The organism is Nonomuraea sp. CA-141351 (genome assembly GCF_050944675.1).
Taxonomy (GTDB): Bacteria; Actinomycetota; Actinomycetes; order Streptosporangiales; family Streptosporangiaceae; genus Nonomuraea.
In genome coordinates this window covers 12,433,656-12,453,159 of record NZ_CP191982.1, presented here as the reverse complement: position 1 = coordinate 12,453,159, position 19,504 = coordinate 12,433,656, and the positions used below count along the sequence as shown (strand labels likewise).

The window sequence follows — 19,504 nt, the reverse complement described above, 5'->3', positions numbered from 1 at the left end:
CCTTCGAAGATGGAGCACCTCTCTAGAGAATTCAATGATCGTGACGGTCAGGTCAACCTATCGCTTGACAGATGGTCTTGAACTAGGCGTCGAAGTCGTACTGGAGTACGTACGCCGCCGAGTCGAGCACCATCTCGTTGAGCTCGATCGGCAGCCCCCCGGACGTGTACGCGGTCCTCGCGATCACGATCACCGGGGTCCCGCCGGGCAGGTCGAGCAGCGCGATCTCGCGCGGCCCCGGCATGCGGGCGCGCACCTCCTCGGTGAAATGGGCAGGAGGGACGCCCAGATCGCTCAGCCTGGCGTAGACACCGCCCGGTCCGGTGTCCGCGAGGGTGATCGCGCTGCCTTCGACCAGGTGCGCGGGGAAGTAGGAGGTGGCCAGCTGCACGGGCCTGGCGTCGACCGAGTAGCGGCGCCGGCGTACCCATACCTCGCCGCTCTCCAGGACGCCCGCCACCTCCTCGCCGGCCCGCTCCAACGCCACCTCCACCCGGTCCACCGTGAAAGGCCGGCCCCGTGTGTCCGCGTCCCAGATGGCGCGGCCCTGACCCCACTGCTCTCGTGACAGGCGACGTGAGCCGTGCCTGCGTATCGGTTTGAACAGCCGCACGTAAACCCCCGAACCTCGTTTGGGAACCGCCAGCCCTTCGTTGATCAGTACGGCAAGCGCCTGCCTGGCGGTGGCTCGTGCGATTGCGTATTCGGCCATCAGTGCGTTCTCGCCCGGTAGTCGGTCCCCGTCGCGCAGTTCGCCGGACAGGATCCGGGCGCGGAGACCGTCGGCGATGCGGCGATAGATAGGGGGCTCGTGGGGTACCGGGGATTCAGACAACTTTGATCACCCTCTGTCACCAACCAGGTTCTGGCGTCTCCAGAGAACTTGCCCCGTCTTGTCCACGATCGCACAGATAGAAGGCTTGGTCCTGGGCTTCTTTTGAGCGGATCGTGCCCCAGTGGTGAATTCAGCCGAGTTTTAGCAGACCGTTACCGTGGAACGGTCTCGGCCGGTATTCGAACGGCCCACCAGCGGCGAGTAATCAAAGCGAAGATCACGGCGCCTGCCGTGTTCAGGATGACATCGTCCACGGAGGAGAAACGGCCGAGACGCAAGGCGTACTGGAGGACTTCGACGATGACCGAAAACGCGGCCGCGACCGCCGCAACGCGCGCCGTCGAGGACATTGCGCGGCTGCGTACCGGCAGCAGCGCGCCCAGTGCGGCGAACACCAGCAGGTTGCCCCCGACCTGCACGAACACCGCCTCCCATGGCGCTCTGACCAGGTCGGTCAGGTCTGTGAACGGGACGAGACTGACTCCTGTCTGACCGCTTGACGGCGTGAGGGTCATCCAGATCCATGGAGCCGTGCCGACCACGATGCCGATGTCGGCGATCGACGTGCGCAGGGGTGCCGGATGGCCGGCGCGGGCGCGGTGGCGGGAGAGGAACAAGATTGCTAGCAAGGCGACGGGGAGTGCAAACGTACCAGCAATAATGACGGTTCCCCACAATTCCCACGTGCGCGCCATCCGACCATGATGGCGATCATCCAGGGGTACCGGAAGATGTCTATCTGGACAGGGTCACGGGCAGGTGCCCGGACAGGAACGCGAGCGCCACCTCCCACACGCGCTCGGCCGCCTGCGGATGGTGGAACATCGGAGCCTCGCTGTTGTGGAAGGCGTGGCCGGCCTCCTCCTCGATGTGCACGACCACGTTCCGTCTGCCTTCCGCGGCTGCCTCGACGACGGCCACCCGCTCACGCTCGATGTACGGGTCGCTGCCGCCGAAGACCAGCAGGAGGGGCGCCGCGATGCGGTCCATGAGGCCGGTCGAGTCGGGCACGGCGGAGCCGTAGAAGGACAGGACGGCGTCCAGCTCCACCTGCGCGGCGAGCGTGTAGTCGATCGAGCCGCCCAGGCAGAACCCCAGAGCGCCCACCCCACCGCTCACCTCGGGCAGCGAGCGCAGGTGAGCGACGGTCAGCGCGCAGTCGGCCACGCCCTGCGCGAAGTCGAACCCGCCGGCCAGCTCGATCGAGACCGCGGTGCCCTCGGGGGTGTGCTCGCCCTGCCAGTGGGGGTGGAGGCGCCAGAAGAGGTCCGGAGCGGCCACCACGTAGCCGCGCGAGGCCAGGTCCAGAGCGACCTTCTCGATGTAGGGGCCGACGCCGTAGATCTCCTGGACCAGGAGGATGCCGGGGCCGGTCCCGGCGTCGGGGAACCACAGATGGACGTCGAAGGTGCCGTCCGGGGCAGCGACTTGATCGGTTGTGGTTCGCATGTGCAACACCATCGCTCATAGCGCGGGCCGCGTTACAGCGAGACGATTACGAGCGAAAGGTCCCGAAGCACCCGGTTGTCCGCCAATCGCTCAGCGATCTATACAGGGGAGAAGAGGAGAGTGTCGTGCTGACCCATTTCATCGGTGGTGAGCCGGTGGGCGCGGGCAAGACGTTCGCGGTCCACGACCCCGTGACGGGCGCGGTGATCAGGCAGGTGCACGAGGCCGATCCCGAAGTCGTGGACCGGGCCGTGCGCGCGGCCAGGGAGGCGGCGCGTGACTGGGCGGCGATGCCCGTCGGCGAGCGCGCCGGGTGGATGCGGCGCCTGGCCGCGGGCATCGAGTCCCGCTTCGACGACCTGGTGACGGCGGAGATCGCCGACACGGGCAAGCCGCTCGACCAGACCCGCACGCTCGACATCCCGCGTGGCATCGCGAACTTCCGCGCCTTCGCCGAGATCGCCGCCCAGCGGCCGGACGACGCCTTCCACCTGTCCGGCATGCTCAGCTACACGGTGCGCAGGCCGCTCGGCGTGGTCGCGGTGATCGTCCCGTGGAACCTGCCGTTCCTGCTGATGACCTGGAAGCTCGCGCCCGCGCTCGTCGCGGGCAACACGGTGGTGGTCAAGCCGTCGGAGCACACGCCCGGCTCGGCGGCGGTTTTCGCCGAGATCTGCGCCGACGCCGGGCTGCCCCCCGGCGTCGTCAACATCATCTTCGGGTACGGCTCCGCCGGCCAGCTCCTGGTCGAGCACCCGTGGGTGGACGCGGTGACGTTCACCGGGTCCACTGCGACGGGCAGCGCGATCATGCGGACGGCGGCCGACCGGGTCAAGCCGATCTCGTTCGAGCTGGGCGGGAAGAACGCCGGCCTGATCTTCGAGGACTGCGATCTCGACCGGGCCATCGACGGCACCGTGAAGTCGGTCTTCACCAACGGCGGACAGGTGTGCCTGTGCACCGAGCGGCTCTACGTGCAGCGGCCGATCTTCGAGGAGTTCTGCGCCCGGCTCGCGATCCGCGCCCAGGAGGTCGAGCCGCAGCCGATGATCTCGAAGGAGCACCGCGAGAAGGTGCTCTCCTACTACTCCTTGGCCCGCTCGGAGGGAGCCAAGGTGCTCACAGGGGGCGGCGTGCCCTCGTTCGGCGACCCACGCGATACCGGATTTTTCGTGGAACCGACGGTAGTGACAGGCTTGTCAGAATGGTCCAGGTTCAACCGGGAGGAGATCTTCGGTCCCGTGTGCCACGTCGCGCCCTTCGACAGCGAGGCCGAGGCGATCGACCTGGCCAACGGCAGCGACTATGGCCTGGCCGCCACGCTCTGGACGGCCAACCTCGACCGCGCCCATCGGGTGGCGCAGCGGCTGGAGGCCGGGCTCGTCTGGGTGAACACCTGGTACCTGCGCGACCTGCGCACTCCGTTCGGCGGCGTGAAGCTGTCGGGCATCGGCAGGGAAGGCGGCGTCCAGTCGCTCGACTTCTACTCCGAACCCACCACGATCACCATCAAACTGGAGCAGCCCGATGTATGACGAATGGTCCGAGGCCGTGGACTCGCGGACCCAGGCCGCCGACCGACTGGCCGAGGCCGCGCGTTCCGGCAAACCATGTGGGCCGATCAGGGACCTGGTCAGTACGGTGGCCGACGCGTACGCCGTGCAGGAGATCAACACGCGTCGGGCGCTCGAGGCGGGGCGGCGCCTGGCCGGCAGGAAGGTCGGCGTGACGAACCCGCTGCTGCAGAAGCAGTTCGGCATCGACCAGCCGGACTTCGGCATGCTCTTCGCGGACATGTCGTACTCCGACGGGCTTCCCGTGCCGGTGGACAGGTTCCTGCAGCCGCGGGCCGAGGCCGAGGTCGCGCTGGTGCTCGGCAGGGACCTGGCCGGCGGGCCGTTCACGGTGGCCGACGTGCTCAGGGCGGTGGAGTTCGCGCTGCCGGCGATCGAGATCGCCGACTCGCGGATCGCCGACTGGGACATCACGCTGGCCGACACGGTCGCGGACAACGCCTCGGCCGGCGCGTTCGTGCTGGGCAGCACGCCCGTCTCGCTGATGGGGCTCGACCTGCGGGCCGCGGCGATGACGATGACGCGGGGCGGCCAGGAGGTCTCGACCGGCTCGGGGGAGGCGTGCCTGGGCAACCCGCTCAACGCCGCCGTCTGGCTCGCCTCCCGGCTGGGCCGCACGGACTACGCGCTGCGGGCCGGGGACGTGGTGATGACCGGCGCACTCGGCCCGGTGGTGCCCGTCGGGCCAGGGGACGTGTTCGAGGCACGCGTCGAGGGGGTGGGCTCCGTGCGTGCGGTGTTCTCCACGTAGCACAATGGCGTGAATCGGGTATTAGCCACCATGTCGCCATAAAAGGAGTGGAATTGGACCGGGACCAGTGCCTCGCCCTCGACGCCGCCGACCCGCTGCGGGGCTTCAGGGACGAGTTCGTGCTGCCGGAGGGGGTCGTCTACCTCGTCGGCAACTCGCTCGGCGCGCTGCCCCGCCGTACCGCCGAACGGGTGAGGCAGGCGGTCGAGGACGAGTGGGGCAAGGAGCTCGTCGGCGGCTGGAACCACTCCGGCTGGTTCGCGCAGCCGCTGACCACGGGCGACCGGCTGGCCCCGCTGATCGGCGCGGGCCCCGGCCAGGTCGTGGTGGGCAACACGACCTCGATCGCGATCTTCCAGGCGGTGGCGGCGGCGCTGCGGCTGCGTCCCGAGCGCCGGGTGATCGTCTCCGACGTGCGGAACTTTCCCACCGACCACTACATGGTCCAGGGCCTGGCCGGGCTGCTCGGCGGCTACGAGGTGCGCGACTTCGCGGAGGGGCGGTTCGACGACGTGGCCGTGGTGCTGCTGTCGGAGGTCGACTACCGCACCGGCGCCCGCCATGACGTGCCGTCGGTCACCGCCCGGGTCCATGAGGCCGGGGCGCTCATGGTCTGGGACCTGTGCCACAGCGTGGGGGCCATGGAGGTGGACGTCTCGGGGGCGGACTTCGCGGTCGGATGCACGTACAAGTACCTCAACGCGGGACCGGGCGCGCCCGCGTTCCTCTACGTCAACCCCCGGCACCACGCCACCGCCGAGAACGTGTTGTCCGGCTGGCACGGGCACGCCGAACCGTTCGGGTTCGAGCCCGGATACCGCCCGGCGGAGGGCGTCAGACGGTTCTCGGTGGGCACCCCGCACGTGCTGTCGTTCGCGGCGCTTGAGGCGGCGCTCGACGTGTGGGAGCGGGTGCCGATGGACCAACTGCGGGCCAAGAGCATGGCGTTGACCTCGCTCTTCATCGACCTGATCGGCGACGCGCTGGAGCTGGTCTCGCCCGCCGACCCCGCCGCACGCGGCAGCCAGGTGAGCTTCCGCCACCCCGACGGCTACCCGGTGATGCGGGCGCTGATCGACCGGGGCGTGCACGGGGACTTCCGGGCGCCGGACATCCTCAGGTTCGGCTTCGCGCCGCTCTACATCGGCTACGCCGACGTCCACGACGCAGCGGCCACGCTGCTCGAGGTGCTGGACAAGGAGCTCTGGCGCGACGAGCGGTACGCCACCCGCCTGGCGGTCACCTGAGCCTGGGCGGCCGCTCGTCCAGCGCCTTGACCGCCCTCTTGGGCGCGATGGCCCGGTAGCTCTCCTCCACCCAGTCGAGCAGCACGTCCGTCTCCGGCAGCTCCGACAGGAACGGCACGGTCACCCACCCCGCCTTGCCCAGCCCGTGGCTGGTGGGCTCCGCGCCCTCGACGGTGAGCGCGTGGCCGCGTGTCTCCGACAGGAGCTTCACGCTGAACTTCGGGTCCCACTTCTCGGTCTGCTCCTCGATGCCGAGGAAGAGGAAGACCTTCTTGTTCGCCTTGATGACGGTCTCGCCCCACGGGTGGTCCTCATGGGCCTCGGGCAGCCCGAGCGCGTACGCGCGCAGCTCTTCCCGTACGTCGTGCCAGTCGCTCATCGGCGAAATTCCTCCAGCTTGCGCTCGATGCGTTCCCTGACCATGTCCCTGGCCTCCATCCTCGGCACGCCGGACATGAGCAGGTGGTCGTAGTCGGTGTCGAGGTGCCGGATCGAGGCTATGACGGCCAGCGTGATGACGGTCTCGGAGAGCGCCTTGGCCGCCGCCGTCCTGCCCACCCGGCCGCTGCCGCGCTGTCCGGCGTGCTCGGCGATCTCCTGGGCCCGCTGCTCGGGGCAGCCGGGGAACAGCCTGGCGATCTCGGCCGCCATCCTGGCCTGGAACTCGACGTCCTGCTCCGCCCTGCGCACCCGGTCGCGCTCGCGGCGCAGCTGGCGTACTTCCTCGTCGGCCAGGCACCGCTCCTCGGCGGCGGCCAGCGCGGCCTCCTCGACCAGCAGGCCGATGCGCTGGTAGACCTTGCGCCGCCGGTTGTACTGCACGACCACCGCGGACAGGCCGCTCTCCTGCTTGGCCCGGCGGCTGAGCGCCGCGTTCCCCGACGGCAGGAACACCAGATGGTCCATGTCCGCGCAGGTCAGGCAGTGGGGCTGGTCGTCCTCCATGATCAAGTAAGGGCCTGTGTCGCCGCACGTGGCACACGTCCAGTCGTTGAGCGGGGCCACCACCACCAGGTCGGGCACCTTGGGCTCGGTGAGCCTGCGGACCCTGGCCTCGCTGAGGTCCGGGGAGAGCCAGTGCACGCGGAACGGCTCCTGCCCGTGCCCGGCGGTGAAGCGCAGCTCGCGGCGGTCGCGGGTGCCGGCCACGTACGGCGCGTCCACCGGCTTGAGCCCCTTGGCCAGCGCCCACTCCTTCAGCAGCGTGGCCGTGGTGAGCAGGCGGTCCTCGTCGACGGCCGCCAGCTCGGACAGCGTGGCGACCCGGCCCTGCCGCCAGGTGTCCACATGCCTGGAGTGCAGCCAGCGCAGGCCCGTCACGACGTCGATGAACGTCACGTACTTCCGTGTGGTCAGCGCGATCTCGGCCGCCTCAGCGACCCGGCGCGACAGGTTCGGCTTACTCACGGGCTCCAGTCTCCCGCGTCTTTGTCGTGAGATGGCGAGCCCCGCAGCTTTCCTTTTGGCCGTTGCGGCAAGTAAGACGTTCGGCCCCTCGAGGATCCGGTCGTGGAGGAAATCGTGCGTCTGTTCTGGCCGGCCGTGCTCATGCTCGCCACCTCGTGTGGCCTGGCTGAGGACGGCACGCAGCCCGTTGTCACGGGTGCGTTCGGCACCAAGCCGGTCGTCGCCATACCCAAGGGCCAGCCGGGTCGCACGCCGCGGATCACGGTGCTGTCGATGGGCAGTGGCCGGCGTACGCTGCCAGGCGACGTGGTGCTCGCCGACGTGGACATCCGGCGGTGGTCGGGCAACCGGCCGTACATGAGCACCTATGACGGCAACCAGCCCACCGCGGTCGTCTTCGACGGCAGGCAGGTGTCGGAGACCTGGCGCCAATCTCTCATCGGCCGCCCGGCGGGCAGCCGGGTCATGCTGATCAGCCCGGCGTCCGAAGCGCTCGGGCCGAACGTGCCGCTGACCGGCCTCGCGCCCGCGGACACGCTGGTGCTGGTCTTCGACATCCTGGGTGGCTACCCGCCCGACGCCCGGCTCGTCGGTCGCACCCTGCCGGTGATCCCGGCCGACCTCGTGCCGGGGGCGCCGCCCCGTGTCCTCATCGACGGCTCGGGGGACGAGATCGTGGCCGGCGCGAAAGTGGTGATCCAGTACGTGAAGGCGTCCTGGCCGTCGCGGACGGTCGTGGACTCCTCCTACCGGAAGGGCGGGCCCAGCGCGTTCACGCTGAAGGAGGGGTCCGTGCCCGACGGCTGGCTGGAGGCGCTCGTGGGCCAGCGGGTCGGCGGCAGGGTCGCGGTCTCCTGTTCCGGTGACGAGTCGTCGCTCTACGTGATAGACGTATTGGACACGTTCACGCACGTGTAAAGGGGCCGGGTGACAGTGGTGTGCCCACCCGGCCCCCCTGACTCCTTATCCGCAGTGCTCGAACGCGCTGTCGTACGTCGAGGAGCCGGCCTTGCCGCCCCACTTGACGCAGCTGCCGGCCGCCGACGAGATGACCGGTCCCGCGTAATATCCGTAGTTGCCCGAGTCCGTCTTCCTCGTGCTGCCCTGCACTTCCAGGTAGGCCGTGGTGGCGGTGGCCGTGCCGACGTTCTTGTACTTCACCGTGGTGACGCAGTTGTTGCCGTTGGCGCTGTTGTAGAGCAGGTAGACGGCGCCGTCGCTGCCGAGCGTGGCCGAGTCGATCACGTCGTAGCCCGAGCCGCAGACCGCCGACGGGGTGTAGGGGTTGCCGCAGTTCTTCGAGGTTATGGTCTGCTGCGGGTAGCCGAACGTGACGCCGTTGAAGACGGCCTTCTGGATGTTGTCCGGGTAGTTGGTCCCCAGCCGTACCTCATAGTGCAGGTGGGGCGAGATGTTGTTGCCCGGCTTGCTGGTGTTGCCGACCGTGCCGATCTGCTGGCCCTGCGACACCGACTGGCCCTGGCTGACCGTACGGGTGTTCAGGTGGGCGTAGTACGAGGCCCAGCCGCCGCCATGGTCGATCTTGACGAGGTTGCCGTAGCCGTTCGTCGAGCCCTGGTGCGCGGAGATCACCACGGTTCCCGCGGCGGCGGCCACCACCGTGTCGCCGAGGTCGGCGTCGGCGGTGCTGCCCCGGTTGAAGTCGATCTCCCATGATTGGTGCGCGCTGCTGGCGTTGGAGTTGCCTGTCCAGGTCTGGTTGCAGGGGAACGGCATCTGGAAGTTCGTCGCGAGGATCTGCGCCTGATCCGACTCCGGCACGGGGTCGGCCACCGCGGCTGGGGCCGTACCGAGGCTGAGTGCCAACGCGAGGCCCGCGATCATTGCTCGGCTGAGCTTCATGGGGTGATCCTTTCGGTGGGATCTCTGAGAACAGGGTCTGGACAAGCCGCACAAGAATCGTCCAGAACCGATACAGAAGCTCTCGGGATCTCCGTCGAGGAGCTTGATCGTGTCGGTCACCTTCCACGTGCTCGCGCCGCTGCGACCCCGGTCCTTCGCTGTTACGCGGTGACGGCGCCGGACCACCAGGCACGCCTGCGCACCGCCGAGGCGTTGATCGGCCGGCGGATCGAGAGCGGGGACGGCGCCGTCTCCGAGCTGCGTGCCGGCCGAGCACCTGTATCGGGAGGACCTGCGGGGGGGCTCAGCCTGGCGTGTACGTATCTCACGCCCGCCGGCGCGCTACGCCGTAGCCTGCCCGCCCGAGGACGCCAGGTCGGAGCGGATCATGCTGTAGCGCACACCGTCGTGCCACTCCCCGGCGCGGAAGCCGCTGCCGCGGATGACGCCCTCGCGGGTGAACCCCGCCTTCTCCAGCGCCCGCTGCTCGGCCACATTGGTGATCTCCGTGGACGCCTCGATCCTGTTGGCCGTCGTGTGGTCGAACAGGTAGCGCGCGAGCAGCCGCTGCGCCTCGGTGCCGTGGCCCTGGCCGCGATGCTCCGGCGCCACGATCAGCCCCATCGACCAGTAGTAGCTGGCGCGGTTGGCGACCTGTTTGCTCCACGACATGAGGCCGATCTTGTCGTCGCCGTTCGCGATGATCAGGATGCCGCCGTCGTCGCCCAGCATTCCGTTGTCCAGCCAGCGCGCGCGCATGCGGTGGGGATTCTGGAAGCCGTACCACTGGAACTCACCCGTGCTGCCGGGGTCGCTCGTGAGCCTGTACAAGAAGGGTAGATCATCCTCTTCGACCGGACGCAGGCGTATGGTCATGATCGGGACACTAGCCGACGTACCAGTCGCTTGAGGCGGGACTCCTGGAGCGGCGCACCCTCAAGGGCGTCGAGGGCTTCGGCGGCGGTCGGGCGCTTGGCCGGAGAGTGGTCGAGCATCCTGCGTACGACCTCGGGCACGTCGGGGGCGTGGGCGTCGGGTCCGGCCGGGAGCCGGCCAGTGAGCAGGTGGTAGGCGATGGCGCCGGCCGCGTAGACGTCGGAGGCGGTCGTCATCCGGTCGGGCCGCTCCTGGCACTCCGGCGCCACGTAGTGCGCGTCGAGCACGTTGCCCAGCTCGTGGGCCACGGTGTAGTTACGCGGTCCCGGCTTGGCGTAGTCGAACCCGGTCAGCACCGCGTGCCCCTCGTCCGTGACGAGCACGGAGGCCGGGGTCAGCGCGCGGTGGACGACGCCGTGGGCGTGGGCGTGCGCCAGCCCGCGCAGCAGGTCCTGGATCACGCTCAGCCGGGCGCCCGTGCCCACCGACAGGTGCAGCGCCTCGCCGTGCACGTCGTCCAGCACCAGCACGAACCGGCTCTCGTCGTCGATGGCGAAGAAGTCGCGCGAGCGCACCACGCACGGGTGCGGCGGGATCCTGGCCAGCGTCTGGTACGCGTTGGCGATGCGCTGCCGCTCGGCCGCCCGCGCCTCGCTGTCGGCCAGCGGGTCGGCCTGGTAGACCCGTAGCAGCACGGTCTCGCTGCCTGGCAGCGTCACGTTGAACGCACGGTATTCGGTGACCTTGGTGTCGCCGCCGAGCTGCTCCTCGACCTCCCAGTTGCCGAACCTCGGCGGCGCGGTGCTGCGGCGTACCGTCTGGTTGAGCGCGTCGAGAATCGCGGTGCGGTACGGCTTCGCGTCGGGGCTGCACCCGCGCCTGACCCTGGAGGCGTCGCTCAGCGTTTTCAGCAGCCCCGGCAGGTCGGTGACGTTGACCGCGTCGCGCCCCGCGGGGTCGACCAGCTCGGCGTCGGGCGAGGTGAGCACGACCAGGCTGTCGACGTAGACCCGCTCCAGCTGGGTGGCCTTGGACACCAGCAGGCCCTTGAGCGCCTTGGCGGTGCCGCGCAGCTTGGCCACAGGAGAGCCGAACGCCTCCCTGCGCGGCGGGAACCAGCGCGTGCCCGACACCTGGATGCGGCCCCTGGTGCCCTTGACGTCGACCGCCACGAGCGAGTGGCCGGTCAGCACGATCAGGTCCAGCTCGAAGACGTCGTGGCCGCGCGGAACCTCGACGTTGTGCAGCAGCAGCCAGTCGGCGGGCGCATGGTCACGCAGATAGGCGATCACCCGCCGCTCGGCGTCGTTGACCGGACGTCCCCCGCCGACGATCTCTGCCATGAGGGGTATCCTCCCATGATTGTCCATTGGCAGTCGGCGCGACGTCGCGTGACGGTGCGTGTGCGGCATGCGCGGCGGTCTTTCAACCTGGCGCCCTCGGGCGCCGCGTCGATGGGGTGCGATGCGGCGAGGCGGCGGTGTGGGTGGAGTGCGTCAGCGGGCCGTGGCGAGGATGACGCCGGAGCCGTGTGGCAGTTCCACAGTGACCAGCCGCTCGTGGGTGAGCAGGGTCCGGCGGACCGCGTCCTGCTTGGCGGCGAACTCAGAGTCCCAGACCGTCCCCGGAGCCGGCGACATGTCGTCCACGACCAGCATGCCCCGGGGGTTGAGTGCGGCGATCGTCAGGTCGAGGCCCGTCTGCTTGCCCGCCACCGCGTCCGCGAAGATCAGGTCGAACGTCCCCAGCCCGGGCAGCAACTCCAGCGCGTCCCCTGTAAGGAAGCGCACGAAGGGCGGCCAGTCGCCGGAGGAGGTCTGCGAAGCCCGTTCGCCGTCGTACTCCACCGTGGTCACCGTCGCGTCCGTGCGTGGCACGAGCCCGCTCGCCAGCCACGCGAGCCCCACTCCCGCCCCGGTCCCGAGCTCGAGTACGCGCCCATGTGGAGGGACGTGGGCGGCCAGGGTGGCGAGGAGGCGGCCGACGGCGGGGTCGCAGGAGTAGGCGAAGTCCGCGGCGCGGTCCAGGGCGGCGGTGACGAGGGGCGGTGGGGCCGAGTTCATAGTCGTTTTGTATCCCGTCGCCCGCTCCGCCGTCACCGGAGTTTGCGGCGGGGTTTCAAGACCGACAGCGTGGTCGCGGTCATCAACATGGCGATCTGGGCGCCGAGCGCGGCGATCTGGCCCCACTGGCGAGTGGCGGGGGCCGCGGCGCCGCCCGCGGTGACTGCCGCCATTCCCTCGGGATCGAACAGGAACATGCCCACGCAGATCACCGCCACCAGCAGCATGAGCTTGGCCGCCACCCAGTAATAGCGAAATAGTCCCCAATGGCTGGTCAGGCCCAGTGCGATGCCGGTGATCAATGCGGTGAGGCTGAGCGGTATGCCGCCCGCGAAGACGAGGCCGGGCATCAGCCGATAAGCCGCGTGCGCCAGTCCCGTGTCTTTTGTCAGGGCCGCTGTCGTATTCAGTACGACCAGGCCCCATACCTCGCCGAGCAGAGCGACGGACACGATGATGTGGACAACCATGACCGTCTTGCGGATACGCGCCCGCACCGAGCTCACCTTCCTCCGGATTGACGACTCGCCGGTCATCCTCACCGCTTTGCCGGCTTCAGGCGTCCTCCCGCGGAGGGCACCGCCACTACGCCCGCCGGCGTAAGAGCGGTTCTCCATTTTCGGTTGATCATTTGCTAAACAGTGGTGAACGACCGCCCCGTCGTGCGTGCGCCCGGTAAAAACAAAGCTCGTTCGCCGGATTGTTTCGTTGTGTGTGCGCCGCGCTTCGTTGACGAGCGTGAAAACCGAGTGCCAAGAAATCGAGGCACCTCCTTGACCTCCGTGTGAGCTTTTTGAGTTGCGATTTTGGCCGCCTCCCGCGATTGTTATTTCCGGCACCTCACAGCCCTGCAGAAACGACTATGGCGCCGGAAATTTCCGCGCCGATCCATGGAGGAAAGCACACATGATCCGTCGCATTCTGGCCGGTGCAGCAATCGCCGCCGCCGCTCTTGGCTTCTCCGCCGCCGCGGCCTCCGCCGACGTCGGTCCCAACCCGCAGACCAGTGGGTGGACCGCCCTGAGCCAGCTGTCCACGCTCGACGACCTCACCGCGCTGAACAACTTCCTGAACGACTCGGTCAAGGACATTCAGGTCCTCCCGGTCGACGTGAGCGACATCAACGCCAACGTCCTGGGCACCACGGTCGACAGCGACTGACGGCTCCTCACGTGGCGTAGGCAGGAAGCCGATCGCGGCGCTCGAGCCAGAGCCCGCCCGGCCAAGGTCGCCTTCCTGGCACTTTGAGGTGAACCAGAAGAACGGGCCGTGGACATTCGCGAGGCCACGGCACGGGCTTGGTGCGCACTGAGCTATCCGCGCCCCGTGACCCGGGTCGATCACTGCAGGATCACCTGGGCCGCGGGGCCGTGGCTGTTCACGGCCTTCTCGCCCGGACGGACCGCGCCCAGGAAGGTACGCCGGTCGAGCGGGTCCACCCGTACGGACTCCTCGGTGTACGGCGAGTGCACCATCCGTGTGGCGTCCACGACGAGGCCGACGTGCTCAGGACCCCGTTTCTCTGAATCGTTGTCGTAGAAGACCAGATCCCCCGGCTCCACTTCCTCCTTGGATATCCGGATCCCCGAACGCCACTGCTCCTGCGTCGTCGAACCGATCCGCACCCCGGCCCGCGCCCACGCGTATTCCGCGAGCCCCGAGCAGTCGAACCCCCACGTCTTGGCGCCCTTTCCTATCCCGAATCCGGGCCCCTGCACCCCGCCGCCGCCCCACGAATAAGGGACGCCGATCATCTCTATCGCCGCGCGTGCCGCGACGGCTCCGCCTGCCGATCGCACGGCCATCGCGGGCGTGGAATGCACGGCGTGCAGAATCGCCTGTGCCAGGGCCATTGATATCGGCAGCAGCCGATGTGCTCCATTCATGGAATATTCAGCGCTCCTGTCGAACTGGTGCACGTTGCGCCATTGATATCGTCAGCATTCCTCCTCCCCTATACCGATAAAACAGGCTTTGGCCATACGGGATGGCGGTATGGCCGTAAACTGACATTTGTCGCCATGTCATTTCACAGCAAATCCGCACCAGTCGTATATATCCGGCTGAGCCGCGATCAACGGCCGGGAATCGGTGCGCTCCGCGAGAGTGCTGTCACGGCCTGCTCGGAGTACTCGGCCGCGAGGGCGTCGGCCGCCGTCTGCGCCACCCGCGCAACGATGGGCCTCCCTCCTGTGCGCGCCTGGCGCGAAGGCCTCGGCGGCCGTCCCCGCACCTCGGAGGCCTGACGCCCCCCGAGGCGGCCACCCTGCCGGAGCGCCCTCAAGCCGCGCCGGCGAGCCCGAATCCGGGTCCGCCCCGCCAGGCGCACGGCCACGCCGGGGCCGTCATAATTTCCCCGTAATTCGGTCATTTTCCGGCGAAAATAACATAGCCAAACATACTTCGTGTAACCTAGGTTCTGGTTAATCGTCAGAGGCAGGATTACGACCCCCAGAGCGTGTGTGTTGGGGGGTGCGAGAAGCGTGAGCGGCGCCGAAGACCGGCTGCTCTACCAGGACCGGCAGCTGATGATTACGGTGTGCGCGATACCCGGGCCGCCGTCCGTCGCGCTCATCGGGGAGATCGACGCCACCAACAGCCCCGCGGTCGCGGGCGCCCTGGCGAGTTGCCGTCAGGGCGCGTACATCGTCGTCGACACCGGCAGGCTGAGCTTCATCGACGTCTCAGGCCTGCGCGTGCTCGTCATGCCCACGCTGCCGCCGTCGCAGCGGTGGATCCGTCTGCACAACGTCACGCCGTACCAGCGCCGGCTGCTGCGCATGATGGGCTGGTACTACGAGCCCCGTGCCCATCACCTGCCCGCGTAGCGAGCAGGGCCGCCGAGGTGCCCAGGCCCGTCGGGCCGCCCAGCCGGAACCGTGGCGGCCGGTTGTGGCGGCGCAGCGACTCCTCGTCGTACCGGAAGCAGTGCCGGTGCCAGTTGAGTATCCCGCTCACCCAGTCACGCAGCTCGTTCACGAACGCGTCGAGGTCTCGCCGGGCGTCCGCGTCGAGGCCGAGGTCGTCGCACACGACCGGCAGCTCGTGCTCGACGATGTGCTGGAACTGCCGCATGCGCGAGGTAAGCAGGTCGTTGACGATGCCGAGCGCCGTCGGGTAGTCGCAGCCGAAGAAGTTCTGGACCACCAGTACGCAGTTGTGCAGCTCGCCCTCGAACTCGATCTCCTTCTGGTAGGAGAAGATGTCGTTGATCAGCGTTCCGCAGTCGGCGATGGCGCTCACCAGCGCCCGCATCGGGCCGCTCTCGTACACCTCCCGGCTGATCCTCTTGCCGTGCCGCAGCCGCGCCAGGCTCATCGTCAGGTCGGCGCCGAAGGTCTGGCGGCGCATCTCCACGTAGTCCACGGGGTCGGGGATGTGGTTGGCGAAGTGGCCGGCCAGCTCCCACAGCCAGCTCGCGCACATGCTCTCCACCGCGCCGCGCAGCTCGCGGCGCTCGTCCAGCCGCATCGGCCCCGCCGTACGCGCCCAGACGTCGGCCAGGCCGCGCTCCAGCGTGTTCGCGGGCGGCGGCGCGGGCGAGCCGTCCAGCGGCATGAACGACGAGAACCGCTCCACCGCTATCTTGGCCGCCACGAGGTTGCGCGACCGGCCGAAGACGGCCGGGAAGTAGTCGTCCGCGTACGTCCCCCAGGCCAGCCAGTACGACGCCAGGTCCAGCTCCTCAGGGGTGGCGTCGGGATGCAGGCCCGCGGCGCACAGAGGCAGGTCGATGTCGGTCAGCCGCCGCTCGTCCCACAACCCCGGGTCGAGCATCCCCATCGCCCTGCACCACGCCACGGTGTGCCGCCGGGCCGTGTCGAGATGGGGGGACAACCTGAGCTGGAAGGGCATGTACAGGTCGGGGATCCGCGACGGCCCCACCCGCTCGTGCGGCACGTGCGTGAAGTTGCGCAGCCGCTTGGCCCCCAGCAGATTGACGATCGACGGCATGCCCAGCGGCTTGCCTGACACGGCCTGCTTGTTCATGTACCGGCTGGAGCGCATGTGCCATTCGTGGCCGCCCGCCTGCCAGTCCTGCAGCCCCTTGACGTAGGCCAGCACGCCGGCCGCGCTGATCGGGTCGATCGCGTACTCCACGAACAGCGGGCCCAGCTCGGCGAGCGCCGTGTGCTCGAACTGCTGCAGCCGCGAGGTCAGCAGGTCGTTGACGGCGTCGGCGGCCTCCTGCGTGCCGCAGCCGAGGAACGTCTCCAGCACCAGCACGCCGTTGCTCAGCTCGCCCTCGTCCCTGACCTCCCGCTCGTACGAGAACAGGTCGTTGCGCAGGTGCACCGCGTCCGCGAAGGCGTCCTTCAACACCCGCATCGGACGGGTCCCCGCGATCCGCGCGGGCACCTCGGCGCCCACCGCGTGCTCGACGAGCCCGGCCGACCAGGGCGCCCCGCCGACCTTGCGGCGCATCTCGATGTACTCGACCGGGTTGGCCACCCGCCCCCGGTTGATGTTGGCCAGCTCCCAGAGCGACTCGTTCAGCAGGTTGTGAGTGCTCTCGGCGAACCGCGACCGCCAGTCCGCCGACCTGCTCGGGACCGTACGCACCCACAGGTCGGCCAGGCCGGCCTCGACCGGGTTGGTCGGCTCGGGCATGCTCAGGTCATCGCCCATAGGCATGAAACGGGCGAGCCGGTCGAGGTACGCCTTGCCGCCCCGCAGGTCGCCGGAGCGCTTGAACACCTCGAGGAAGTGGTCGTCGAAGAAGAAGACCCACACGTACCAGTCGGTGATCAGGCTCAGCTCGGCGCCGTCGCAGTCGGGATGGGTGTAGGCGCACATCAGCGGGTAGTCATGGGCGTCCAGGTCGGACTCCTCCCAGACGCCGGGGTCGTCGAGCATGCCCATGTCGCGCGCCCACTGCTTGGAGTGCAGGCGAGCCTCTTCGAGGTGCGGATTCAGCCGCGCCGGGTACGGCATGTAGAAGTCCGGCAGTTCGAACGGCTGGCTCATGGTCGCTCCTTCACAGTGCGCGGGCCGGCACCGATGCGCTCGGTGCCGGCCTCCGGTGTGCGGTCCCTCGGTCAGCCGTTCCTGCCGACCTCGACGTCCTCCAGCACGCCGAGCGCGTCCGGCACCAGGACGGCCGCCGAGTAGTAGGCGCTGACCAGGTAGGAGAGGACGGCCTTCTCGTTGATGTTCATGAACCGGACCGACAGGCTGGGCTGGTACTCGTCGGGAATGCCGGTCTGGTGCAGGCCGACGACGCCCTGGTTCTCCTGCCCGGTGCGCATGAGCAGGAAGGACGTCGTGTACGTGTCCGAGATCGGAATCTTGTTGCACGGGAAGATCGGGATGTCCCGCCAGGCCGGCACCTTGTGCCCGAAGGCGTCGATGGACTGCGGGTAGACGCCGCGCTTGCTGCACTCTCTGCCGAAGGCGGCGATGGCCAGCGGATGCGCCAGGAAGAACGCCGGCTCCTTCCACACGGTGGCCAGCAGGTCGTCGAGGTCGTCGGGGCTCGGCCGGCCCGAGCGGCTGCGGATGCGCTGGCTGAGATCGGCGTTGTGGAGCAGGCCGAACTCCCTGTTGTTGATCAGCTCGTGCTCCTGCCGCTCGCGCAGGGCCTCGATCGTGAGGCGGAGCTGCTGGTCGAGCTGGCTCATCGGCTGGTTGTACAGGTCGGAGACCCGGGTGTGCACGCGCAGGACCGTCTGGGCCACGCTCAGTTCGTACTCGCGCGGGCTCAGCTCGTAGTCCACGAACGTGCCGGGCAGCACGGGCTCGCCGGTGTGGCCCGACGCCATGTCGATGGCCGCCTCGCCGTAGTCGTTGTGGGCGTGCTCCTCGCTCGAACGGTAGCGGTCCAGGTGCTCGCGCAGCGTGGGCGACCGCTCGGCCAGCTGCTCGAAGTCCTGCCTGGACAGGGTGAGCACGGTGGTGGCCGTCTTGGCCCGCGCGGTGAACGTGAACCGCCCGCCCTCGGTGAGCGTCTGCTCGCCGAGGTAGTCGCCGTCGGCCAGGACGCCGAGGCTCTGCTCGTCGCCGTACGCGCCGCGGGTCACCTTGCCCACGCGGCCGTGGGCGATGAGCACCAGCCGGTCAATGGGACGGCCCTCGGAGACGATCTCCTCACCCGCCTCGATCTCACGCTGCGCGAAGCTGCCGGCCAGGGCCTGCAGCACCTCGGCGTCGTCATAGCCGCGCAGCATGGGGATCTCGGTGAGCTCGGCGGGAATGACCCGCACGTCCGAGCCGGTGTTGCTGAACGTGATGCGGCCGTCGCCCAGCTCATAGGTCAGCCGCCGGTTGACCCTGAACACGCCGCCCGAGCACTGCACCCACGGCAGCAGCCGCAGCAGCCAGCGCGAGGTGATCTCCTGCATCTGCGGCGGCGTCTTGGTCGTGGTCGAGAGCTGCCTGGCGGCCTCGGTGCTGAGGCTGAGCTGTCCGTGGCCGTTGAGGGTCTCAGGGGCTGCTGAGTTGGTCGTTTCGGTCATCGTGCTGCACCACCAATCTCGGTATGGGACCTAACCGGGCTTGCGGGTGGATCGGAGTTCGAGCGGAAGCGAGAACGTGAGGGTCTCCTCGGCCAGGGCCACCGGCTCCACCTCGGTGTATCCGCGGGCGGCGAGCCAGTCGAGTAACTCCCCGACCAGCCGCTCGGGGACCGAGGCGCCGGAGCTGACCCCGACGGTCCGCACGCCGTCGAGCCACCGCTCGTCGGCGTCGGCGGCCCTGTCGACCAGGTACGCCGCGTCCGCGCCGGCGCCCAGTGCCACCTCCACCAGCCGCCGGGAGTTGGAGGAGTTGGCCGAGCCGACGACGATGACCAGCTCGCACTGCGGGGCGATCCTGGTGATCGCCTCCTGGCGGTTCTGGCTGGCGTAGCAGATGTCGTCGCTGGGCGGGTCGACCATGTCGGGGAAGCGCTTGCGCAGCTCGGTGACGGCCCGCATGGTCTCGTCCACGGCCAGCGTGGTCTGCGACAGCCAGCTCACCGGCCCCTTCACCGGCCCCTTCGCCGACACCTCGCCGGGGCGGGCCGGGTCCACGATGTGGATGCGGTCGGGGGCCTCGCCGTACGTGCCCTCGACCTCCTCGTGCTCGGCATGGCCGATGAGCACGATCTCGTAGCCCGCCTCGGCCATGCGCACGGCCTCCTTGTGGACCTTCGTGACCAGCGGGCAGGTCGCGTCGATCGTCCGCAGGCCGCGCCGCCCCGCGTCATCCTTGACGGCCGGCGAGACGCCGTGGGCGGAGAAGACGACCAGCGATCCGTCGGGCACCTCGTCGAGCTCCTCGACGAAGACCGCGCCGCGCCGGGTGAGGTCGTCGACCACGTAGGTGTTGTGGACGATCTGTTTGCGCACGTAAACGGGTGCGCCGAAGCGTCTCAGCGCCTCTTCCACGGTGCTGATCGCGCGTTCGACGCCCGCGCAGAAGCCGCGCGGGGCCGCGAGAAGTACCCGTCCCATCTGGGA

20 protein-coding genes are annotated in these 19,504 nt (G+C 68.9%); 6 read left to right on the top strand and 14 right to left on the bottom strand.

The window, feature by feature from the left end:
- Positions 1-82: 82 nt before the first annotated feature.
- The 3 genes from ACQPWU_RS58525 to ACQPWU_RS58515 all read right to left on the bottom strand — a co-directional run bounded on the left by ACQPWU_RS58525 (position 83) and on the right by ACQPWU_RS58515 (position 2,284).
- Positions 83-835 carry a GntR family transcriptional regulator gene (locus ACQPWU_RS58525; protein WP_433435713.1) on the bottom strand — a complete coding sequence of 251 codons (753 nt, stop codon included), beginning with the start codon at positions 833-835 and terminating at the stop codon, positions 83-85.
- Between the two features lie 152 nt (positions 836-987).
- Entirely contained in the window at positions 988-1,530 is a 543-nt protein-coding gene (locus tag ACQPWU_RS58520; RefSeq protein ID WP_433435712.1) for a VanZ family protein, read from the bottom strand.
- Positions 1,531-1,570: 40 nt separating this feature from the next.
- Positions 1,571-2,284, bottom strand: coding sequence for a dienelactone hydrolase family protein (locus tag ACQPWU_RS58515; protein WP_433435711.1), 714 nt, complete (start codon positions 2,282-2,284; stop codon positions 1,571-1,573).
- A 125-nt stretch (positions 2,285-2,409) separates the two neighbouring features.
- On the opposite strand from ACQPWU_RS58515, the gene ACQPWU_RS58510 reads away from it, so the two are divergent.
- The 3 genes from ACQPWU_RS58510 to kynU are packed head-to-tail and all read left to right on the top strand — an operon-like array spanning position 2,410 to position 5,856.
- Entirely contained in the window at positions 2,410-3,819 is a 1,410-nt protein-coding gene (locus ACQPWU_RS58510; protein WP_433435710.1) for an aldehyde dehydrogenase family protein, read from the top strand.
- Positions 3,812-4,609 carry a 2-keto-4-pentenoate hydratase gene (locus ACQPWU_RS58505; RefSeq protein WP_433435709.1) on the top strand — a complete coding sequence of 266 codons (798 nt, stop codon included), beginning with the start codon at positions 3,812-3,814 and terminating at the stop codon, positions 4,607-4,609. The genes ACQPWU_RS58510 and ACQPWU_RS58505 overlap by 8 nt, the downstream gene beginning before the upstream one ends.
- 47 nt (positions 4,610-4,656) lie before the next feature.
- A complete protein-coding gene (kynU, locus tag ACQPWU_RS58500) occupies positions 4,657-5,856 on the top strand; it encodes a kynureninase (protein ID WP_433435708.1) in 1,200 nt (399 codons plus the stop codon).
- Here kynU and ACQPWU_RS58495 read toward each other — a convergent pair.
- Positions 5,849-6,235 carry an MmcQ/YjbR family DNA-binding protein gene (locus ACQPWU_RS58495; protein WP_433435707.1) on the bottom strand — a complete coding sequence of 129 codons (387 nt, stop codon included), beginning with the start codon at positions 6,233-6,235 and terminating at the stop codon, positions 5,849-5,851. The two genes, kynU and ACQPWU_RS58495, sit on opposite strands and share 8 nt — an antisense overlap.
- On the bottom strand, positions 6,232-7,263 hold the full coding sequence (locus tag ACQPWU_RS58490) for a DUF2293 domain-containing protein (RefSeq protein WP_433435706.1): 1,032 nt from the start codon (positions 7,261-7,263) through the stop codon (positions 6,232-6,234). The genes ACQPWU_RS58495 and ACQPWU_RS58490 overlap by 4 nt, the downstream gene beginning before the upstream one ends.
- 102 nt (positions 7,264-7,365) lie before the next feature.
- Between ACQPWU_RS58490 and ACQPWU_RS58485 the strand changes: the two genes are divergently transcribed.
- Complete coding sequence (locus ACQPWU_RS58485) at positions 7,366-8,181, top strand: FKBP-type peptidyl-prolyl cis-trans isomerase (protein ID WP_433435705.1); 816 nt, start codon at positions 7,366-7,368, stop codon at positions 8,179-8,181.
- Positions 8,182-8,226: 45 nt separating this feature from the next.
- Here the strand turns inward: ACQPWU_RS58485 and ACQPWU_RS58480 are convergent, their stop codons facing one another.
- The 5 genes from ACQPWU_RS58480 to ACQPWU_RS58460 form a co-directional block, all read right to left on the bottom strand.
- Complete coding sequence (locus tag ACQPWU_RS58480) at positions 8,227-9,126, bottom strand: M23 family metallopeptidase (RefSeq protein ID WP_433435704.1); 900 nt, start codon at positions 9,124-9,126, stop codon at positions 8,227-8,229.
- 342 nt (positions 9,127-9,468) lie between these two features.
- Entirely contained in the window at positions 9,469-10,002 is a 534-nt protein-coding gene (locus ACQPWU_RS58475) for a GNAT family N-acetyltransferase (protein WP_433435703.1), read from the bottom strand.
- Positions 9,999-11,345, bottom strand: a complete 1,347-nt coding sequence (mads6, locus tag ACQPWU_RS58470; RefSeq protein WP_433435702.1) for a methylation-associated defense system protein kinase MAD6 — start codon at positions 11,343-11,345, stop codon at positions 9,999-10,001. The genes ACQPWU_RS58475 and mads6 overlap by 4 nt, the downstream gene beginning before the upstream one ends.
- 153 nt (positions 11,346-11,498) lie before the next feature.
- Positions 11,499-12,065, bottom strand: coding sequence for an O-methyltransferase (locus ACQPWU_RS58465; protein WP_433435701.1), 567 nt, complete (start codon positions 12,063-12,065; stop codon positions 11,499-11,501).
- Between the two features lie 32 nt (positions 12,066-12,097).
- Positions 12,098-12,562: a hypothetical protein gene (locus tag ACQPWU_RS58460; protein WP_433435700.1), complete on the bottom strand. Its 465-nt coding sequence runs from the start codon at positions 12,560-12,562 to the stop codon at positions 12,098-12,100.
- A gap of 409 nt (positions 12,563-12,971) precedes the next feature.
- Between ACQPWU_RS58460 and ACQPWU_RS58455 the strand changes: the two genes are divergently transcribed.
- Positions 12,972-13,226 carry a hypothetical protein gene (locus ACQPWU_RS58455; protein WP_433435699.1) on the top strand — a complete coding sequence of 85 codons (255 nt, stop codon included), beginning with the start codon at positions 12,972-12,974 and terminating at the stop codon, positions 13,224-13,226.
- 179 nt (positions 13,227-13,405) lie between these two features.
- On the opposite strand, the gene ACQPWU_RS58450 is transcribed toward ACQPWU_RS58455, so the two are convergent.
- A complete protein-coding gene (locus ACQPWU_RS58450; RefSeq protein WP_433435698.1) occupies positions 13,406-13,951 on the bottom strand; it encodes a C40 family peptidase in 546 nt (181 codons plus the stop codon).
- A gap of 597 nt (positions 13,952-14,548) precedes the next feature.
- Between ACQPWU_RS58450 and ACQPWU_RS58445 the strand changes: the two genes are divergently transcribed.
- Positions 14,549-14,893, top strand: a complete 345-nt coding sequence (locus ACQPWU_RS58445) for an STAS domain-containing protein (protein WP_433435697.1) — start codon at positions 14,549-14,551, stop codon at positions 14,891-14,893.
- Here ACQPWU_RS58445 and ACQPWU_RS58440 read toward each other — a convergent pair.
- The 3 genes from ACQPWU_RS58440 to ACQPWU_RS58430 all read right to left on the bottom strand — a co-directional run bounded on the left by ACQPWU_RS58440 (position 14,817) and on the right by ACQPWU_RS58430 (position 19,498).
- A complete protein-coding gene (locus ACQPWU_RS58440) occupies positions 14,817-17,033 on the bottom strand; it encodes a terpene synthase family protein (RefSeq protein WP_433435696.1) in 2,217 nt (738 codons plus the stop codon). The genes ACQPWU_RS58445 and ACQPWU_RS58440 overlap by 77 nt on opposite strands.
- A gap of 71 nt (positions 17,034-17,104) precedes the next feature.
- Positions 17,105-18,520 (bottom strand): family 2B encapsulin nanocompartment shell protein, encoded by a 1,416-nt coding sequence (locus tag ACQPWU_RS58435; protein ID WP_433435695.1) that lies wholly within the window; start codon positions 18,518-18,520, stop codon positions 17,105-17,107.
- 30 nt (positions 18,521-18,550) lie between these two features.
- Positions 18,551-19,498: a 4-hydroxy-3-methylbut-2-enyl diphosphate reductase gene (locus tag ACQPWU_RS58430; RefSeq protein ID WP_433435694.1), complete on the bottom strand. Its 948-nt coding sequence runs from the start codon at positions 19,496-19,498 to the stop codon at positions 18,551-18,553.
- Between the last annotated feature and the right edge of the window lie 6 nt (positions 19,499-19,504).

Excerpts from the sequence above, each read along its gene's own strand:
- ACQPWU_RS58520 (WP_433435712.1), bottom strand. The coding sequence starts at position 1,530 with ATGGCGCGCACGTGGGAATTGTGGGGAACCGTCATTATTGCTGGTACG.
- ACQPWU_RS58515 (WP_433435711.1), bottom strand. The coding sequence starts at position 2,284 with ATGCGAACCACAACCGATCAAGTCGCTGCCCCGGACGGCACCTTCGAC.
- ACQPWU_RS58505 (WP_433435709.1), top strand. The coding sequence starts at position 3,812 with ATGTATGACGAATGGTCCGAGGCCGTGGACTCGCGGACCCAGGCCGCC.
- ACQPWU_RS58495 (WP_433435707.1), bottom strand. The coding sequence starts at position 6,235 with ATGAGCGACTGGCACGACGTACGGGAAGAGCTGCGCGCGTACGCGCTC.
- ACQPWU_RS58480 (WP_433435704.1), bottom strand. The coding sequence starts at position 9,126 with ATGAAGCTCAGCCGAGCAATGATCGCGGGCCTCGCGTTGGCACTCAGC.
- ACQPWU_RS58475 (WP_433435703.1), bottom strand. The coding sequence starts at position 10,002 with ATGACCATACGCCTGCGTCCGGTCGAAGAGGATGATCTACCCTTCTTG.
- mads6 (WP_433435702.1), bottom strand. The coding sequence starts at position 11,345 with ATGGCAGAGATCGTCGGCGGGGGACGTCCGGTCAACGACGCCGAGCGG.
- ACQPWU_RS58465 (WP_433435701.1), bottom strand. The coding sequence starts at position 12,065 with ATGAACTCGGCCCCACCGCCCCTCGTCACCGCCGCCCTGGACCGCGCC.
- ACQPWU_RS58455 (WP_433435699.1), top strand. The coding sequence starts at position 12,972 with ATGATCCGTCGCATTCTGGCCGGTGCAGCAATCGCCGCCGCCGCTCTT.
- ACQPWU_RS58450 (WP_433435698.1), bottom strand. The coding sequence starts at position 13,951 with ATGAATGGAGCACATCGGCTGCTGCCGATATCAATGGCCCTGGCACAG.
- ACQPWU_RS58440 (WP_433435696.1), bottom strand. The coding sequence starts at position 17,033 with ATGAGCCAGCCGTTCGAACTGCCGGACTTCTACATGCCGTACCCGGCG.
- ACQPWU_RS58435 (WP_433435695.1), bottom strand. The coding sequence starts at position 18,520 with ATGACCGAAACGACCAACTCAGCAGCCCCTGAGACCCTCAACGGCCAC.
- ACQPWU_RS58430 (WP_433435694.1), bottom strand. The coding sequence starts at position 19,498 with ATGGGACGGGTACTTCTCGCGGCCCCGCGCGGCTTCTGCGCGGGCGTC.